Origin of the sequence: Amycolatopsis sp. NBC_00345, assembly GCF_036116635.1 — a bacterium.
GTDB lineage: Bacteria > Actinomycetota > Actinomycetes > Mycobacteriales > Pseudonocardiaceae > Amycolatopsis.
The window spans coordinates 5,825,533-5,842,549 of the sequence record NZ_CP107995.1; the positions used below are offsets into that span (position 1 = coordinate 5,825,533).

The 17,017-nt window shown below is 69.8% G+C and carries 15 protein-coding genes and 1 pseudogene; 4 read left to right on the plus strand and 12 right to left on the minus strand.

Features of this window, described 5'->3' with window-relative positions:
• Positions 1 to 48 precede the first annotated feature (48 nt).
• The gene (locus OG943_RS25990; protein WP_328603532.1) at positions 49 to 1,332 is read left to right on the plus strand and encodes an IS256 family transposase; all 1,284 of its coding nucleotides are present in this window, start codon (positions 49 to 51) and stop codon (positions 1,330 to 1,332) included.
• A 923-nt stretch (positions 1,333 to 2,255) separates the two neighbouring features.
• Here the strand turns inward: OG943_RS25990 and OG943_RS25995 are convergent.
• The 9 genes and pseudogenes from OG943_RS25995 to OG943_RS26035 all read right to left on the minus strand — a co-directional run bounded on the left by OG943_RS25995 (position 2,256) and on the right by OG943_RS26035 (position 8,803).
• Positions 2,256 to 2,681 (minus strand): pyridoxamine 5'-phosphate oxidase family protein, encoded by a 426-nt coding sequence (locus OG943_RS25995; RefSeq protein WP_328612151.1) that lies wholly within the window; start codon positions 2,679 to 2,681, stop codon positions 2,256 to 2,258.
• A gap of 102 nt (positions 2,682 to 2,783) precedes the next feature.
• Entirely contained in the window at positions 2,784 to 3,551 is a 768-nt protein-coding gene (locus OG943_RS26000; RefSeq protein ID WP_442874564.1) for an isocitrate lyase/PEP mutase family protein, read from the minus strand.
• 34 nt (positions 3,552 to 3,585) lie between these two features.
• Positions 3,586 to 3,822 (minus strand): hypothetical protein, encoded by a 237-nt coding sequence (locus OG943_RS26005; protein ID WP_328612370.1) that lies wholly within the window; start codon positions 3,820 to 3,822, stop codon positions 3,586 to 3,588.
• 73 nt (positions 3,823 to 3,895) lie between these two features.
• Positions 3,896 to 4,363, minus strand: a pseudogene (locus OG943_RS26010) (SDR family NAD(P)-dependent oxidoreductase); the annotation flags it as partial.
• A 23-nt stretch (positions 4,364 to 4,386) separates the two neighbouring features.
• Positions 4,387 to 5,115 (minus strand): SDR family NAD(P)-dependent oxidoreductase, encoded by a 729-nt coding sequence (locus OG943_RS26015; protein ID WP_328603533.1) that lies wholly within the window; start codon positions 5,113 to 5,115, stop codon positions 4,387 to 4,389.
• Positions 5,112 to 5,669, minus strand: a complete 558-nt coding sequence (locus OG943_RS26020; RefSeq protein WP_328603534.1) for a maleylpyruvate isomerase family mycothiol-dependent enzyme — start codon at positions 5,667 to 5,669, stop codon at positions 5,112 to 5,114. The genes OG943_RS26015 and OG943_RS26020 overlap by 4 nt, the downstream gene beginning before the upstream one ends.
• Entirely contained in the window at positions 5,666 to 6,661 is a 996-nt protein-coding gene (locus OG943_RS26025; RefSeq protein ID WP_328603535.1) for a sigma-70 family RNA polymerase sigma factor, read from the minus strand. Before OG943_RS26025 ends, OG943_RS26020 begins: the two co-directional genes overlap by 4 nt.
• A 206-nt stretch (positions 6,662 to 6,867) precedes the next feature.
• Complete coding sequence (locus tag OG943_RS26030) at positions 6,868 to 8,118, minus strand: hypothetical protein (RefSeq protein WP_328603536.1); 1,251 nt, start codon at positions 8,116 to 8,118, stop codon at positions 6,868 to 6,870.
• Between the two features lie 109 nt (positions 8,119 to 8,227).
• Positions 8,228 to 8,803 (minus strand): CGNR zinc finger domain-containing protein, encoded by a 576-nt coding sequence (locus tag OG943_RS26035; RefSeq protein WP_328603537.1) that lies wholly within the window; start codon positions 8,801 to 8,803, stop codon positions 8,228 to 8,230.
• Positions 8,804 to 8,885: 82 nt separating this feature from the next.
• Here OG943_RS26035 and OG943_RS26040 point away from each other — a divergent pair, with 82 nt between their 5' ends.
• The 3 genes from OG943_RS26040 to OG943_RS26050 all read left to right on the plus strand — a co-directional run bounded on the left by OG943_RS26040 (position 8,886) and on the right by OG943_RS26050 (position 11,787).
• The gene (locus OG943_RS26040) at positions 8,886 to 10,058 is read left to right on the plus strand and encodes an epoxide hydrolase family protein (protein WP_328603538.1); all 1,173 of its coding nucleotides are present in this window, start codon (positions 8,886 to 8,888) and stop codon (positions 10,056 to 10,058) included.
• A gap of 70 nt (positions 10,059 to 10,128) precedes the next feature.
• Positions 10,129 to 10,968, plus strand: coding sequence for a helix-turn-helix domain-containing protein (locus OG943_RS26045; protein WP_328603539.1), 840 nt, complete (start codon positions 10,129 to 10,131; stop codon positions 10,966 to 10,968).
• Between the two features lie 42 nt (positions 10,969 to 11,010).
• Entirely contained in the window at positions 11,011 to 11,787 is a 777-nt protein-coding gene (locus OG943_RS26050; RefSeq protein ID WP_328603540.1) for an alpha/beta fold hydrolase, read from the plus strand.
• Positions 11,788 to 11,829: 42 nt separating this feature from the next.
• Here the strand turns inward: OG943_RS26050 and OG943_RS26055 are convergent, their stop codons facing one another.
• The 3 genes from OG943_RS26055 to OG943_RS26065 form a co-directional block, all read right to left on the minus strand.
• The gene (locus OG943_RS26055) at positions 11,830 to 13,050 is read right to left on the minus strand and encodes a TrmH family RNA methyltransferase (RefSeq protein WP_328603541.1); all 1,221 of its coding nucleotides are present in this window, start codon (positions 13,048 to 13,050) and stop codon (positions 11,830 to 11,832) included.
• A gap of 96 nt (positions 13,051 to 13,146) precedes the next feature.
• Positions 13,147 to 13,344 (minus strand): hypothetical protein, encoded by a 198-nt coding sequence (locus OG943_RS26060; protein ID WP_328603542.1) that lies wholly within the window; start codon positions 13,342 to 13,344, stop codon positions 13,147 to 13,149.
• A 181-nt stretch (positions 13,345 to 13,525) separates the two neighbouring features.
• Entirely contained in the window at positions 13,526 to 16,606 is a 3,081-nt protein-coding gene (locus tag OG943_RS26065; RefSeq protein WP_328603543.1) for an AfsR/SARP family transcriptional regulator, read from the minus strand.
• Positions 16,607 to 17,017: the final 411 nt, after the last annotated feature.

Consider the following 17,017-nt stretch of genomic DNA (forward strand, 5'->3'; position numbering starts at 1 on the left):
GGTGTACCAAGATCGACTCGCTGGTTTGGCGGTCGGAAAGGACACCGAGTGACTCAGGACACATCGTCTCGTGAGGGTGACGAGACGGCGGCGCGGCGGCTCGCGGACGCGTTCTCGCCGTCTGCGATTGACGCGTTGCTGAAGGACGCGAAATCGGCCGGCACGCCGATCGACGGCGTGGACGGCCTGCTGAATCAGATGACCAAAGCGGTGCTGGAACGCGCTTTGCAGGCCGAGTTGACCGACCATTTGGGCTACGATGCCGGTGACCCGGCAGGTCATGGGTCCGGAAATTCTCGTAACGGAAAGTCCCGGAAAACTGTGTCGACCACGAATGGCCCGGTCGATATTGAGGTACCTCGTGACCGGAATGGCTCGTTCGAACCGGCTATCGTGCCGAAACGAGCACGGCGTATCGGCAACATTGATGACATGATCCTGTCGCTCTATTCGCGCGGTATGACGACACGTGATATCGAGGCGCATTTACGTGAAGTGTATGGCGTGAACGCGTCTCGGGAATTGATCTCGAATATCACCGACGTGGTGGTCGACGAGATCAAAGCATGGCAATCGCGCCCGCTGGACGAGGTTTATCCGATCCTGTATGTCGACGGAATCCGGATCCGGGTCAAGGACAACGGGGTCGTCACCACCAAGGTCGCTTACCTGGCCATCGGGGTCGACGTGGACGGCCGCAAGCACGCCCTGGGATGCTGGATCCAGGACACCGAAGGAGCGAAGTTCTGGCAGAAAGTCTTGTCCGACCTGCGTAACCGAGGTGTCAAGGACATCCTCATCGCCTGCTGCGACGGACTGACTGGCCTGCCCGACGCGATTCACGCGATCTTCCCGGACACTGTCGTGCAGACTTGTGTTGTGCACGTCATCCGCAACGCGATGCGATTCGTGTCCTACGGCGACCGCAAGAAGATCGTCAAAGCGATGAAAGAAATCTATACCGCACCCACTCTCGAAGCAGCCGAGCTCGGCCTGGCCGAATTCGACAAACAATTCGGTACCCAATACCCGGGCGCTGTCGACGTGTGGCACAACGCATGGGACGAGTTCATCCCATTCCTCGACTACCCACCCGAACTCCGCAAAATCGTCTACACCACCAACGCCATCGAGTCTATCAACTTCCAACTCCGCAAAATCACCAAGAATCGCGGCCACTTCCCCGACAAAGACGCCGCAATGAAACTTCTCTACCTCGGACTCCGCAACATATCCAGTCAACGCGGTGGTGAATCAGGAACCGGAACACGCGGCTGGAAGGTGGCACTCAACACACTGATCGACATCTTCCCCGGACGCATACTCTTCTGATAACCTACAAATGTAAGCAATCACCTCTAGCTTACACAAAAAAAGTGACAGGCTCGCGGACTCGAACTCGGTGTGGCGGCGGATCATCACCGAATCTGATACCGGGCAGGTGCTCAGTGTCGGCCGGACCCGCTACCGGCCACCCGCCGCGCTCGCGGACCTGGTGCAGGTGCGGGACCGGGTGTGCCAGCACCCGGGCTGTCGTCGTCCGTCGCAGTTCAGCGATATCGACCACACCCGGGACTTCGCACAGGGCGGCCAGACCGCCGAAGACAACCTTGGCCCGCGTTGTCGGCGACACCATCGCCTCAAAGATGAACCAGGCTGGTCCTGCACCACGGCGCCTGGCGGTGAAGGCACGATCACCACACCGACCGGGCGGGTGTATGCGACAACGCCACCGCCACTGCACGAGAGCCGGGCGAGAGACACCGCAGGCGGGGCCGGGCGCGAGGCAGCCGCCTGACCCCGGCACACAGCCACCGGCGACGAACAGGGCCAACTCACGCGCCACATCAAACGTGGCACCAGACGAAATCACGTAGGACCGCTGAACTCACGGACCCGGTCCTCACAAACCCAGCCCTACCAGCGGCCCCACACCTCACCCCACGACAACACACACCCCACCCAGCCCCACCGAGAAAACCTCAATGTGGCGTTCGGTGCGTTCAACGCAACCAACGCCGCATTGGGTGCGTCCAGCGCAACCAACGCCACATTGGGGCGCTGCAGGCCGAGCCGGAGCCCGGCGCGGCCGGTTGCCCGGCGACAGACGATCGCCGGGCCCGGCGCGGCCCGATCGGCCCGGCCCCAGGCCAGCCCAGCCCCAGGTCGGCCCGGCCCGATCAGCCCGGCCCCAGGCCAGCCCAGCGCGGCCCAGCCCAGCGCGGCGCGGCCCAGCCCAGCGCGGCGCGGCCCGATCAGCCCGGCCCCAGGTCAGCCGACAGCCACCGTTCCGGCCGCAGGTAGAGCGCGACGTGCTCACCGATCTGACTCCGTTCGTACTCCACAAAACCGGCCACCTTGTCCGGTGGCAGATACCGCGCAGCCATCTCCCACGCCAGCTCGTGACTGTCCGGCCCGGTCCTGAGCACCGGTCCTTCCACCGACACGTAACGAACGGTCGGCTCGGTCCGCTGCACCATCAGGCTGAACCGGCCGGCCGCGGCGATCGCGCGGGCCTTCCGAGAGCCGGGTGGCGTGCGTATCCACAACTCCCCGCCTGGGGTGTACTGGTACCAGATGGGGATCGTCAGCGGCGCACGATCAGGCCGCTCCACCACCGACAGCGCGCCGATGTGCGGCTCGGCCAGGAATTCTTCACGTTCTTCCACCGAAAGTGCCATGCGCAGGAAGCTACCCGACAGGTACGACAAAAAAACTCGACCGAGCCCGAGCCCCGAAGCGATGAGTCCTTTATGGACAGACAGCTCCGGGGCCTCAGCAGCTCAGCCCCGCAGCTTCTCGACCGCGGCTTTCAGCTCCGCCATCGCCGCGCGGTAGAAACCCGGGCCATAGGAAACCCTGGCCACGCCCAGCGACCGGAGCGTGGCCAGGTCCAGGTCCCCGCCGCTGTTTCCGTTGACCGGCCCGGGCAGTTCGGCGACCAAAGTGGCGAGGACGCCCTTGTCGCGTACGCCGATCGGGTAGAGGCAGTCGACGCCGGCGGTCCGGTAAAGCCGGCCTCGCCGGACCGCTTCCGCCAGCCGGTCCGGCTCCGGTATCCCGCCGGTGGGCAGGAAGGCGTCGATGCGGGCGTTGACCACGATCGAGACGCCGGCCTCGTCCGCGGCGGCGCGGACGCCGGCCAGCCGCTCGGCCTGCGCGCCCGCCTCCACCAGGCCACCCGCCCGGTGATCGGTGTCCTCCAGGTTGCAGCCGACCACACCGATCTCCAACAGCCGGTCCACCAGCTCACGCGGCCGCAGGCCGTACCCCGCCTCGGCGTCCACCGTGACCGGCACCGAAACCGCGCGGGCGACCCGGCCGGCCGCGGCGAACATCTCCGGCCACGGCGCCCCCTCGCCGTCGGGATAGCCGAGCATCGCCGAAACGGCGGCGCTGGCGGTGGCGATCGCGGGAAAACCGGCTTCGGCCACGACCGCCGCGCTGGCCGCGTCCCAGACATTGGGCAGCACCAGCATTTCCGCACTGGTCGAACCCACTCCGTGCAGCTCGCGGAGCCGTTCCGCGTGCGCCTTCAGATCCACAGCCATCAAAATCCTCCACATCCCAGGGTCTGGACCGAACTCAGTCGACGATGACCCCGCCGGTCAGGTTCGCGACCGTGCCCGTCATCGCGGCCGCCCGGTCGGAAGCCACGAAAGCGGCCACCTCGGCGAACTCCGCCAGCGTGGTCGCGCGTTTGCGGTGGGCCGTCTCGGAAATCGTGGTCGTGAACTGCTCTTTCGTGACGCCGAGCGCGTCGGCGTGCAGCCCGAAGACGACATCGATCGTCGAGGTCTCGACCATTCCGGTGGTACGCAAGCAGACGGCCCGCACCCCGTAGCGCGCATTCCACCGAAAGCTCCCGGTTGAGGGCTTCGAGCGCGGCCCAGGCCGGCCCCATCCCGCCGAGCATCGGGACGCCCACGCGGGCCGGTTCCGCCGTGTGCATCAGAATCACCCCGGACCGCTGGACCGTCATCCGGCGCGCGGCGGCCCTGGCGGTCACGAAATGCGCCTGGGCATACGTCGTGACCGGCCGGAGGAAACTCGCCACCGGCAACTCGGTGAGCGGGATCCCCTGCAGGCCCGGCTGCCGAATCCCGATGGCGTTGAAGGAGATGTCGATCCGTCCGGCCGCGTCGAAGTGCTTCTCGACGGCCTCCTCGTCCAGCGCGTCGACCACCGCCGTCTCGGCTACCCCACCGGCGGCCACGATCTCCTTGGCCAGCGCGTCGAGCGCACCGAGGTCCCGGCCGGTCAGGAAGACCCGCGCCCCTTCACGGGCGAAAGCGCGGGCCGCCGCACCGCCGGCCGCGCCCGCGGCCCCATAGATGACCGCGTTCTTGTTTTCCAGCAACATTTCCGGCTCTCCCACGGCCGATTTCACGATCGAACGGCACTGGCCGACGCGACCATCGCGTACTGACGCTCGAGTTCCTTCGCCGCGCTGGTGCGCCAGCTCTCGGCCTGGGACTCCGCCATGGCGTCGGGGAAGATGTCCTCCTCGCCTTTCTCCACGCCGTCGAAGATGTTGCGCGCCACGGACTCCGGGGAAGCTTTCGGCAGGTCGACGCCCCGTGACATCTCGGTGTCCACGATGCCGGTCAGGACGGCGTACACGCTGACGCCCTGTTCGGCGACCAGCGCGCGCAGCGATTGCGTCATGGAAAACGCGGCCGCCTTGGAGATCGAGTAGGCCGGAATGAGCGGCAACGGCGCGAAAGCGTTGACCGACAGATTGTTGACGACAGCTCCCCCGGAAAGCCTCAGCGCCGGCAGGAAGGCCTGCGTCACGCTGTGGGTGCCGAAGAGGTTGACGGCGAGGTGCTGCTGGAGGACCGAACGGTCGCTGAGGTCGTCATAGGACGCGATGCCCGCGTTGTTGACCAGGACATCGAGAGTCTTGATGTCCTGGGCGGCCCGCTGGATCTGCGCCGCGTCGGTCACGTCCAGAGCCAGCGGCGTGACCCGTCCGTCTGGGTGCGAGAGGGGCTGCCGCATACCGGCGTACACCCGCTTCGCGCCCCTCCGCAACGCTTCCTCGACGAGCGCCCGTCCGATGCCGCGGCTGCTCCCGGTGATCAGGACTGTTTTGTCCGCGATGCTCGTCATGCTGGTGATCTCCTCTGTCCCGGGTGGCGGATCGAGCCGCCCGAATAGAGACAATCGAGCTCGCCGGAACTCATCTCACCCAGTGGTGCGGCGAAAACCCGGCCCGCGACAGCGGCCAGCGGTGGCGACACGTCAAGCAGGCTCGTCGCCAGTTCGGCGGGAATGGGGTGGTCCGCCCCGCAGGCCCGCGAGATGTCCCAGGCATGCAGGACCATTTCCGCGGCGGCGGTGTACACGACGATCTCCGGGCGAACCCGCCGATCCCCCACCTGACACCAGCCGGCCCGTGGCGCGACGGCCCACGCGACCAGCAGGTCGACGGTGCGGGCGCGGACGGCCGCCACCGGATCGGCGTCCGGGCCGTCCAGGGGAGAACACCCCGTCAGCACCTCGGTGAGATCCGCCAAAGAGGACCGGACGTGGCCGAGGAGCCGGCCGAGATCCCAGCCCGGGCACGGGGTGGGCGCCGACAGGTCGGCGGCGCGCACCAGCCGGACGCTCCGCGCCAGATACCGGGCCGCACCGCCGAGCGCAGTCCGCTCGGTACCGTTCACATCCGGGCAGCGCTCGGTGCCGTGAACACCTCGGGCAGCTCGAAGGCCGTGACCAGGCTCGGGTCGAGGAAGGCGTTGATACGCGCGATCTGCCCGCCGATCAGCGAAAAGACCTGCACCCCGTAAGCGCGGAAGAGGCCATCGGTGGCGCGCTCGTACACGGCGACGGCGGGCGCGCCGTTGGCTCGCGTGGGGACCATGCGCCAGTGGTCCGGGATCGGCAGCACCACCCGGGCGAGGAACGCGCACACCACGTCGCGGCCGGTGAACCAGGTGCGAATCGGGGGCATTTCCAGCTCGACGTCGGCGCGCAGCAGGGCAGCCAGCGCGGCGACGTCCGAGTGCTCGAAGGCCGACGCGTAACGGTCGAGCAGGTTCCGCAGTTCGGGTTCCGCGGGCTCGGCGAGGTCGTCGGAAACCGGGCCGGTCTGCGCCAGCTGGCCGCGGGCGCGTTGCAGCGCGCTGTTGACCGCGGCGACGGAGGTGTCGAGCATCTCGGCGACCTCCTTCGCGTGCCAGCCGAGGACGTCACGCAGGATCAGGACCGCGCGCTGCCGGGCGGAAAGCTGCTGGAGGGCCGCGACGAACGCCAGCCGCACCCCGCTGCGGCCGGACACGATCGCCGCGGGGTCGGCGGTGGAGGCGTGCAGCAGGCTGTCGGGAGCCGGCTGCAGCCAGGGGACGCCCGGTTCCGGCCCGGCCAGCGTCACCCCGGCGTCGTCCGACGGCGCGCTGAGACCGGACGGCAGCGGTCGCCGCGCGCGGGTCTTCAGCGCGGTCAGGCAGGTGGTGGTCGCGATCTTGTACAGCCACAGCCGCACCGAGGAACGGCCCTCGAACCGGTCGTAGTACCGCCAGGCGCGCAGGTAGGTCTCCTGCACGAGGTCTTCCGACTCGTGCAGGGAGCCGAGCATGCGGTAACAGTGCGCGAGCAGTTCCGGGCGATAGCGGCCGGCGAGTTCCGCGAATTCCGCGGCGCTGGTGGCCGTCATCACCGGGCCACCCGGCCGGCGCCCGCCCTGGTGGCGAGGTGCATGAGGTTCTCCGTCCCGCCGGTTGACGCGCCGGCGCACTGATAGAGACAACCGGGCGTCCGGAAACTCATCGCGAAGTCAGCACCTCATCGACCTGGACAAGCAAACCACGGTTCCGGCGTCGCGCCCGCGAAGCGCTGGACGCGACGCCGGTGGGTCCGACGTCAGGCCGCCAGTGAAGACAGCGGCACCGCGAACACCGACCGGCCGCAGGTCTGGCCCTTCGCCGTGCAGTCGGCCGTCGACCACTCCGACTGCGACCACACCAGGCCGGTCGACCAATCGTAGGTCAGTGCTTCCGGGTGAACCGCCCAGCAGGCCGTCGTCGAAGGGGACCCGCAGGTCGCCGAGGTGCTCTCGGCCGTCGTCTGGGTCCAGAGCTGGCCGTTGAGCGTGGCCGAGCTGTGCGCGACGTACCACTTGCCGCCGTGGGACAGGACGCCCTGCATGTTGCCCACGGAGCTGCGGAACGCCTCGGTCGCCGGCGCCGTGCCGGACGACGTCGCGAGCAGGTAGTCCGTCCCCATCGCGTACCGGTAGAGCCGGCCGTGGCGGCTCTGGTCGGAGAAGTACTCCGTGGTCACCACGCTGGCCGGGGAGGTGCTGCGGTCCAAGGACATCGACGAGAAGCACGGCACGCCGGTGTCGGACGTCATGCTGCACGTGCCGCCCGCGTACGAGTAGTAGCCGACCTGCATCATCGCGTACTTGTACGTGTACGCCGCATAGCCGCCCGACGTCTTGCCGATCGAGTTCGAGGTCGTGTCGGTCAGCTGCAGGAGGTGGGTCGTGCTGAATACCCGGATCGCGGTCGAGGTGTTGCCGACCGCCGTCACGTAGATCTTGTCGCCGTACCAGGCCATCCCGCCCATGTGCGCCTTCGCCGCGGTGAAGCTGGACCCGGTGCTGGTGGGCACGGCGAGGTAGACCATGCGGTTGGTCGGCGCCGCCGGCTTGTCGTAGTCGACCGCCATGATCCGCGCGTCGTCGTTGCGGCCGAGCGCGTCGGTGCCGTGCCAGCCGGACAGGATGATCTTGTCCGCGCCCCACATGCCGTCGTCGTCGGCGTCGCCGGACGTGGTGATGCCCTGCGGAGACCAGGTCGCGGTGCCCGCGCGGTCGGCGTCCCAGCAGAACGACGTGGTGGCCGCCGGCGCCTTCGGCAGCGAGGCCTTTTCCGCGCTCGTGCAGCCGGTCGTCGGATAGCTCGGGTCGTTGACCACGGTGTTGAGGCTGACGTTGGGCAGCGCGTTGTCCAGCGCGGTCAACGCGGCGGGCGGCGTGGCGTGCCACACCAGGCTCTGCTTGGCCGTGGTCGTCAGCGGGTCGCTGTAGGCGGCGCTGGCGGTGCCGGGTATCACCAGCGCGCCGGCGACCACGGCCAGCACCAGGGGAACCATTCGGGAGATTCGCATGGCACCATTTCCGCACGCTTCTTCCGGAAGTGTCAAACTGCGGTTCAGCGGGCGTTTGTACGATTCTTGTACGGTGATTCGGTAGAACTATGATCGGGCCGGAAAACGGTCACTCCGCCGATCCGGGGTCCTTGCGCCGGTTGGCATTGAAGCGCGCTTTCTTCTGACGATTCCCACACGTGTTCATGTCACACCATTTGCGGGTGCGGCTTTGACTGGTGTCGAAGAAGGCGGCTTGACAGGTCGGCGAGGCGCACAAGGCCAATTTTCCATCTCGTTCGCCGGCGATGATGCTGATCGCGTCGGCGGCGATCACGCTGAGGGCGTCTTCCACGGAGGAAGCCGAGCTGAGCCGCCAGCGCCGCTCACCCTCGGGCGTCAGGACAGCCGCGGGCCGGCCCTGAGCACTGCGGTCATTGATGACCTGGACAGCGGACGCCGGGAGAGCGTCCTGGCTCGCGGCCGCGGTCGCGGCGGCGTGGATCGACTCCCTCAGCTCCCGAGCGAGGTCGAGCTGGGCAGCGGTGCACGAGTCCACGGCGAGGCCGCTCACCGCCAGCCAGTCGACGAGCCGGCGCGGCGTGGGAATGCGCTCCACCGCGTCGCCATGTCGCTCCGACAGAGTCCCCGTGAAGCTGGTCGCCAGCACGCTACCCAGGCGAAAGTCAGGGAACTCGACACGCATGGAACCACCTTAGCAGGTTGCACAAAGGCAAGGCGGCCTGCTAGAACCGTCTAAGCCGGTTCCACGACGACCAGGAGGTCTCATGCCCCGTCCGACCAGTGACGTTCAAGCATTCGAAGCCCACGCACCTGACGCCGACCTCGACGATCTGCGCGCGCGACTGGCGGCCGCGCGACTGCCGGAAGCCGAGACGGTCTATCGCGCCGCGCCCGGCCCTCGCCGATGGGACCAGGGCGTTCCGCTCGCCGACCTCGTTGATGTCGTGAACTACTGGCGCACCGGGTACGACTGGCGGTCGTTCGAAGAGCGCCTCAACCGGATCGGCCAGTTCCGCACGACCATTGACGATCTGGGAATCCACTTCCTGCACCGCCGATCCGCGCGCGCGGATGCCACTCCGCTGATCCTGACGCACGGCTGGCCGGGCAGCATTGCCGAGTTCATCGACGTGGTAGACGAGCTGGCAGATCCGGAAGATGCGGACGCGCCGGCGTTCCACGTCGTGGTCCCGTCGTTGCCAGGCTTTGGTTACAGCGACAAACCGGCCACCACCGGATGGGGAACCGAAAAGATCGCGGCCGCCTGGGTGGAACTGATGGGACGGCTCGGCTACCGCGAGTTCGTCGCCCACGGCGGCGACTGGGGAGGCAATATCACCACGGTTCTCGCCGGCCGGTTCCCGGCGCACGTACTCGGCATCCACACCACGTTCGCGGAGGGACCGCCCGGGTTGACCACGGACGGGCTGACCGCGGTCGAGCGCCAGTGGACCGAGGAAACCCGCGATTTCTGGCGCAACCGCGCGGCGTACGCGAAGCAGCAGGCGACCCGGCCGCAGACCATCGGCTACTCGCTCGTCGACTCACCGGTCGGGCTGCTCGCCTGGATCCTGGACAAGTTCGCCGAGTGGTCGGACACCGAAGACAGCCCGTTCGAGACGATTTCGATAGACCGAATTCTCGACGACGTCACCCTGTATTGGCTGACACGGACCGGTGCATCAGCGGCCCGCATCTACTACGAAAGCCACAACTCGCTCGATCCCGAACTCCGGGTCGACGTCCCGGCGGCAATCAGCATGTATCCCCGCGACATCGAGAAGTATCCGCGCGCCTGGGCACAGGAGCGGTACCGGCAGATCGTCCGATGGCGTTCGCCCGAACGCGGGGGACATTTCCCGTCGCTGGAGGTTCGCGAGTATTTCGTCAAAGATCTGCAAGAGGGCCTCGCGGCCGTGCTGGCCGCCAATCGGTGAACGCGGCCGGCCGCTGGGAGGGTGCGTCACACCCATCCCCGCCGTCCGGACCTCGTTTACCGTGGTCAGCGTGGAACGAGGCAACGAGCTAGGCGACTACCTGAGGGCGCGCCGGGACGAGGTCACCCCGGCGGCGACCGGGCTGCCCGACGACGGTTCACGGCGGGTGCCCGGGCTGCGCCGGGACGAGGTCGCGCTGATGGCCGGAGTGAGCACCGACTACTACGTGCGCCTGGAGCAGGGCCGCGAGCGGCATCCGTCCGACCAAGTCCTGCACGCGATCGCGCGGGCGTTGCGCCTGGACGAAGCCGCGGCCGCGCACCTGTTCCAGCTCGGCCTGCCCACCCCGCTGCCGGCGCCGGACCCGGTGGCCGAGGCCGGTCCGGAACTGGTGCGGTTGCTGGACCGGCTGGACGACGTGCCCGCGTTCGCGGTCGGGTCCGCCCAGGACGTGCTGGCCGCCAACGCGCTGGCCGAGCGGCTCTACGCGGGTTTCGCCCGGTTCGACAACCTGCTCCGGATGATCTTCCTCGATCCGTGCGCCCGCGAGTTCTACGTCGACTGGGATACTGCGTCCGCCACGGCGGTGAACAACCTGCGCGCCTCGGCCGCGCGATTCCCCGGTGACCGCCGGATCGAGGCCGTCGTCGGCCGGCTGAGCGTGCGCAGCCCGGCGTTCGCGACGTTGTGGGCGCGGTACGAGGTCCGCCCGCGCACCCACGAGGACAAGCACTTCCACCATCCCCAGGTCGGGGAGCTGTACCTGCACTACGAAGCGCTGGCCGTGACCAGCGCGCCGGGACAACACGTTTCCGTGTACAGCGCCGAGCCGGGCAGCCCCAGTGAGGACGGGCTGATCCTGCTGCGTCAGCTGGATGCCTTTCCGGACAAGGGAAATCGCCAGCTGTGATCGCGTTGCCCGCCTGAACCCCATCAACGAAAAGGAAACCCCATGCTGCTCCCCTACGACGAGGCTGGGTCGGGCCCGGCGGTGGTCCTGCTCCACGCCCGTCCCGCCGACCGCTCCATGTGGCGTGACCACCTGCCGCGCCTGGCCGCCGCCGGTTACCGCGCGATCGCGCTCGACCTGCCCGGCTACGGCGAGGCGGTGCTCCCGGACGGCCACGGGGCCGAGCCCGCGCAGGACGTGCTGAGCACCCTCGACCAGCTCGGGGCCGGCCGCTTCAGCCTGGTCGGCAACTCACTCGGCGCCCTGGTCGCGCTGCAGACCGCGGCAACGGCGCCGGAACGGGTGGAGGGACTGGTGCTCATCGGATACCGCCCCCACGACCAGCCCGCGACGGAAGGCCTCGACCTCGCGTGGCACCGTGAACGAACCGCGCTCGCGGCCCGCGATCTCGAAGGCGCGGTCCGCGTCGCCGTCGAGACCTGGCTCGGGCCCAAGGCTTCCCCGGAAATCCGGACGCACGCCGCCCGGATGCAACGCGGCAACCTGCTCCTGCGGCAAGCCCACGGCGAACCCCCGCGCGCCACTGACCCAGACCTCGCCGGGCTGCGGCCGCTGGCGTCACGAACCCTGGTCGCGGTCGGCGAGCACGACCTGCCGGACTTCTCCACCGGCGGCCGCGCACTGGCCGACGCCATCGGCGCAAGCGGGCCGGTCGTCGCCCCCAGTGCCGCCCACCTGGTCCCGCTGGAACAGCCGAAGTGGCTTTGCGTTCTGCTGCAAGGATTCCTCACCCAACCCGCCGGGCAAACGGCCGCCTGACCCGCAAAGGCGGCGCGCGAACAGCCGGACCCGCGAGGCCTGTCAGCCCAGCTCGGGACCACCCGCAGCCGTCGCCGCACGCAAGCGGATCGCGTTCTGCCGGACGCGGCCGAGCAGCTCGTGCAACTGATCGCGTTCGGCCGGAGTGAACCCGGCGTAGAGGTCTTCCTCCACCCGCTCCTGCACCGTCCACAATGCAGCGACGGCCTGTTCCCCGTCGCGGGTGATGGTCACCGCGTCGCCGTCTCCGGTCAGATATCCGCGCTCCCGCAACGGACGCACCAGTTCGGCGAGTTCGTCCTCGGTCGCGCCGAGGTCCCGCCGCAGCTGGTCGACCGGCGTGCTGCGCTCGCAGACCACCACCATCAACAGCACCACCTGCGCGCTGTCCAGCTCGCCGAACTCACCCGGCTGCGCGTCGAAGGCCGCGCGGACCAGTTGCGCGGTAACGCCGAGATTGCGGCCGAGGCTGTCCCGGATCCGGTCGGTCAACATGGTCAGGATCATCCTCATCCGCAGCTCGTAGATGCTGATACCGGTGGCCACGCCGACGTTGAGCGACTCGACCGCGCCGGCCATCGGGATCCGCACCGCCAGATCGGCGCCGGCCAGCGTCTCCGGCGTGACGCCTTCGGTCTCGTTGCCGACGACGAGGGCGACCTTCCGTCCGCGCAGCGGCGCCATGGACTGCACGTGGCTGCCCCGCGGCGAGGTCACCACGATCTGAAAACCATTGTCCCGCAACGCTTTCAGCGCGTCCTCGGTAGTGTCGAACCGGCGGACCCGGCAGCCGAGCACCGCGCCGCGAGCCGCGTCCAGCACCCGCCGGGAGGACAGGTCCGTCGCCGGGTCGGTGACCACGACGTCCCGCACACCCAGGGCTCGCGCGGTGCGCACGATGGTGCCGAGGTTGCCCGGATCGGCCACCTGCTCGCACACCACCGCGAAGTCCCCGTACGGCTCAGCCGGCCCGGTCTCCGCGGGCAGCACGGCCACCGCCAGCCAGTCGACCGGCTTCGCGCTGCCGGTCACCTTGCGCAGCAAGCCGTCCCGCACCACGTGCACGGTCACCCCGGGCAGCGCCGCCTCCGCCGCCGTGGCCGACCGCAGCACGTAGTCCACTTCGGCCCCGGCGGCCAGCGCCTGCCGGATCAACCCGATCCCCTCGACCAGGCATCGCCCGGCGGCCAGCCGGCCGGGCCGCGTGCCCAGCGCCCGCGCCGCGCTGATCCTCGGGTCCTTGATCGAGTCGATGACTTCCACAACGGTGCAGGCTAGCTGGCGGGACCGGGGTAAGCCGTGACCGGTCCGGTACGTACCGTGAAGATACGCTCCGGACCGGCCGATTCACCTGCCACGTCAGGATTTGGCGCCACCGGTGTCGGAGCCGACGTAGGTGTCCTTGTGGTCGCCGGTCGGCCCGCTCGCGCTCTGGTGCTGGTGCGTTTCCGCGCCGACGGCGGTGTACACCGTCCCACCGGCCAGGCCCATCAGCGCGACGGCCGCCGCGCCGGCCAAGATCCTGTACCGCCACGCACTGCTTTTGGTGTCAGACACCGATCCCACCCTTTTCTGTGATACCCGTAACTGGCGCGGTTCCCGAGACTCGCTCTTTCGATGATGCCCACGCCCGCTCGCCGGTTCCACCACCGCGGTACTAACAGGCACAAAGGACTGCCCGTTACCACCAGGCGGCCGGAATTGCGTGTGGGTAACGCGAATCCCGGGCCGGGAATGCTCACCCGACGAGCCGGTCGTCTGCTTCGTTGAGCAGGGCCAGCACGTCGTCGGCGTCGGGCAGGCCGAGGCGGACGAACAGCGTGTGCGCACGCCGCAGGTGGGCCAGTGCCGCGTCGGTTTCGCCGCGCTGGCCCAGTGTTCGCCCGAGCACGGTGAGTGCGTGGGCGAGGTCCCGTTCGATGCCGAGTTCTTCGCAATTCTCAACGGATTCGGCGGCGTACTTCTCCGCCTCGTCGTACCGTCCCATCACCCGCAAGGTTTCCGCGAGCCGGTACAGCGACTGCGACGCGCGGTCCGGCAGGCTGGAAGCCCGGCTGGTGACCAAGCAGGCCGTGAAGTGCGCGACGGCCTCGTCGTACCGCCCGAGCTCGTGCAGGGCCAGGCCCAGGACGTAGTGCCCGGAGGCCTTGCCCGGCCGGTCGCCGAGGCTGTCGGTCAGTGCCAGCGCGGACTCGCACGAGGGCACCGCCTCGGCGGCGCGCCCGCTGCGGACCCTGGCCAGTCCGGCGTTCAACGTGGTCGCCGCCTCCGCCGAACGGTGGCCGAGCTCGCGGGCCAGCGCGACGGACTCGTCGTAACAGGCCAGTGCTTCCTCGAAACGGCGCAGGTACTGGCAGGCCACGCCGAGATCGTTGAGCGCCTGCCGCAAGATGTCCCGTTCGCCGGTGCGGCGGGAGATTTCGACGGCCGCGCGGGCGTGCCGGGCGGCTTCGGCCGGGCGGGAAGCGCGCAGCGCCGCGATGGCGAGGATCAGCAACGCCCGGGCCGCGCTGGGCTCGTCGCCGCAGCGTTGCGCGGCCTCGCGCACCAGGTCCGCGGTGTCGGCGAGCCGGGGGTAACGCGTGTCGTGGCTGAGCGGGCTGGTGCACAGCAGGAGGTCCGCGGCGACACGCAGCCGTCCGGGATCCCGGGTGCTCGGCGAGGCCGCGGCGCGGCGCGCGACCGCCGTGACGATCTCGAATTCTTCGTTCGCCCAGGTCCGGGCGGCGTGGATGTCGGGGAACGTCAGCCCCGGCATGGGCAGGGGCCCCACCAGGTTCGCGACCGGATCCCCCGGGACGACGTGGGCCAGCGCCGCGCACGAGGTGGCCAGCAGGTGCTCGAGCAGCGCGCGCAGGGCGACGTCGGCCTCTTCGTCCGGCCGCTCGGCGGCGCGCTGCGCGGCGTAGGCCCGCACCAGGGCGTGATAGTGGTAGCGGCCGGGCTCCGGTGACTCCAGCAACGCCGCGTCCACCAACGACTCCAGCAGGAGTTCCGCGGTGGCCTCCGGCGCGCCGAGCAGGGCGGCCGCCGAGCCGAGCGAGACGGTCGCCGCGCCGGGGACGGACAGGAGCCGGAACGCCAGCGCCTGGGCGAGGGACAGCTGCTGGTAACTCAGCTCGAAGACGGCCCCGATGGCGAGGTCGCCCACCCGCAGTTCGCTGAGCCGGCGGCGCTCGTTGTCCACCCGGTCCGCCAGTGCCCGGATGGTCCAGCCGGGCCGGGCCGACAGGCGGTTCGCCACGATGCGCACGGCCAGCGGCAGCAGCCCGCACGCCTGGACCAGGCGGCGGGCCTGGGCCGGCTCGGCCGCGACCCGCTCGGCGCCGATCACCGCGACCAGCAGGTCGAGTGCTTCTTCGGGGGCGAAGGCGTCCAGGGCGAGGTGGGCCGTGAGCGGCAGCCCGACCGGCACGGCCCGCGTCGTGAGGATGACCCCGCACTCCGGCGAGCTGGGGATCATGTCCCTGACCTGGGCCGCGTCACGGACGTTGTCCAGCACCAGCAGCACCCGCCGGCCGTCCAGCAGGGAGCGCAGGAGCGCACGCCGGTCCTCCAGCCGCTCGGGCACCGCCTCGGGCGCGATGCCCAGCGAGGTCAGGAACCCGGCCAGCACGGTGCTCGGCCCGGCCGGGTTCTCCCCCTCCCCGCCCAGGTCGGCGTGCAGCTGCCCGTCGGGGTAGGCCGAGCGGACCCGGTGCGCGGCGCACAGGGCGAGCGACGTCTTGCCGATGCCCCCCATCCCGGCCACCGCCACGACGGCCGGGGTGTCCCGCCCGGTTTCGGTCAACAGCGCGAGCAGCCGGTACAGGCCCGCGGTGCGGCCGACGAAGTCCGGGAGGGTGGGCGGCAGCTGGCGGGGCACGGGCAGGGGCGCCCGCACCGATCTCTCCGGCGGCGCGGTGGCGGGGGCGTCCTCGCTCGCTGCCGCGTCCCCGGTTTCGGTGTCTTCGGCCGGTTCCCCGCCGTTCGCCTCCCGCTCGCCGTGGCCGGTCCCCCCGGCCAGGATGGCGGCGTGCACGGCGGCCAGTTCCGGGCCCGGCTCCACGCCGAGCTCGTCGACGATCCGGCGGCGGAAGCGGGCGTACACCGCGAGCGCGTCGGCCTGGCGGCCGGCCAGCTGCAGCGCGCGCATCAGCAGCCCGTGCGGACGTTCGCGCAGGGGGTACGCGGCCGTGAGCTCGGTCAGCGCCGAGGTCGCGAACATCTCGCCGTCGAGGCGGAGCTGAAGGTCGAGCTGCTCCTCCAGCGCCACGAGGCGCAGCTCGCCGAGCCGGTCCCGCTGCATCTCGGCGAACGGCCCCGGCACGCCGGCCAGCGGCTCCCCCCGCCACAGGCCGAGGGCCTCGGTGAGCAGCGCGCAGGCCTGTCTCAGCAGCCCCTCGCCACGAGCCGTCGCGGCGCGGCGGATCAACGTTTCGGCGCGCTGCACGTCCAGCGCGTCCGGCGGGACGAGGAACCGGTAGCCGTCACCGTGCGAAACCAGCACGCGTGGCTGGGACGGATCGGGTTCCAGCAGCCGCCGCAGCCGCCAGGCGTAAGTGCGGAGGGTGCGGATGCCGCCGCCGGCCGGCGGGAACTCCCAGACGGCGTCCACGATCTGCCGGGCCGAGACGGTGTGGCCCGACTGCAGGAGCAGGTACGCGAGCATGGCCTGCTGCTGCGGCGGCCCCGCGCTGACCTCACGGCCGTCCCGGTACACGAGCATCGCGCCCAGTACGGCGACCCGCAACGGTTCGGAGAGGTCGCCCGCGGGATCCGGTCCGCCGGCTTCCGGGACGGCCGGGTAGCCGACGGTGCCGTCTTCCGGCTCTCCCACTTGCCACCCCCCGCGGTTGCGTTCTGGGACGCCCCCACGGCCCTGCGGCCAGTCCGGCCGAGACGAGCCCGGTGCCTGGTCAACGACGGTGTTGACCGAACGCTGACCGCACGTGGAACGCGGCTCGGCAGACTGGAAAAACGTCGATCGAAGGCACCATAACAGGAGATCGACACCGGCGAGGCCGCAGCCGAATGGCTGCTGCCTCACAGCTGCACCTTCCCGGCTGCCGGGTGCGCTGACCGCTCGGGATCACCGGCGACGGAGGCGACTGAGAGTGACGACGACCAGCCAGACCCATCCGGTCGTGTCGGCGCCGCCGGCATCGCCCGGACGCCCACTGGCGTCGTGGCCCGGCCTGAAGCCGGCCGAGCCGCTCATGCGACCCATGCCGGCTCCTCCACGGATTGG

Excerpts from the sequence above, each read along its gene's own strand:
- OG943_RS25995 (WP_328612151.1), bottom strand. The coding sequence starts at position 2,681 with ATGGCACTTTCGGTGGAAGAACGTGAAGAATTCCTGGCCGAGCCGCAC.
- OG943_RS26050 (WP_328603540.1), top strand. The coding sequence starts at position 11,011 with ATGCTGCTCCCCTACGACGAGGCTGGGTCGGGCCCGGCGGTGGTCCTG.
- OG943_RS26025 (WP_328603535.1), bottom strand. The coding sequence starts at position 6,661 with ATGACGGCCACCAGCGCCGCGGAATTCGCGGAACTCGCCGGCCGCTAT.
- OG943_RS26015 (WP_328603533.1), bottom strand. The coding sequence starts at position 5,115 with ATGACGAGCATCGCGGACAAAACAGTCCTGATCACCGGGAGCAGCCGC.
- OG943_RS26040 (WP_328603538.1), top strand. The coding sequence starts at position 8,886 with ATGCCCCGTCCGACCAGTGACGTTCAAGCATTCGAAGCCCACGCACCT.
- OG943_RS26000 (WP_442874564.1), bottom strand. The coding sequence starts at position 3,551 with ATGGCTGTGGATCTGAAGGCGCACGCGGAACGGCTCCGCGAGCTGCAC.
- OG943_RS26035 (WP_328603537.1), bottom strand. The coding sequence starts at position 8,803 with ATGCGTGTCGAGTTCCCTGACTTTCGCCTGGGTAGCGTGCTGGCGACC.
- OG943_RS26030 (WP_328603536.1), bottom strand. The coding sequence starts at position 8,118 with ATGCGAATCTCCCGAATGGTTCCCCTGGTGCTGGCCGTGGTCGCCGGC.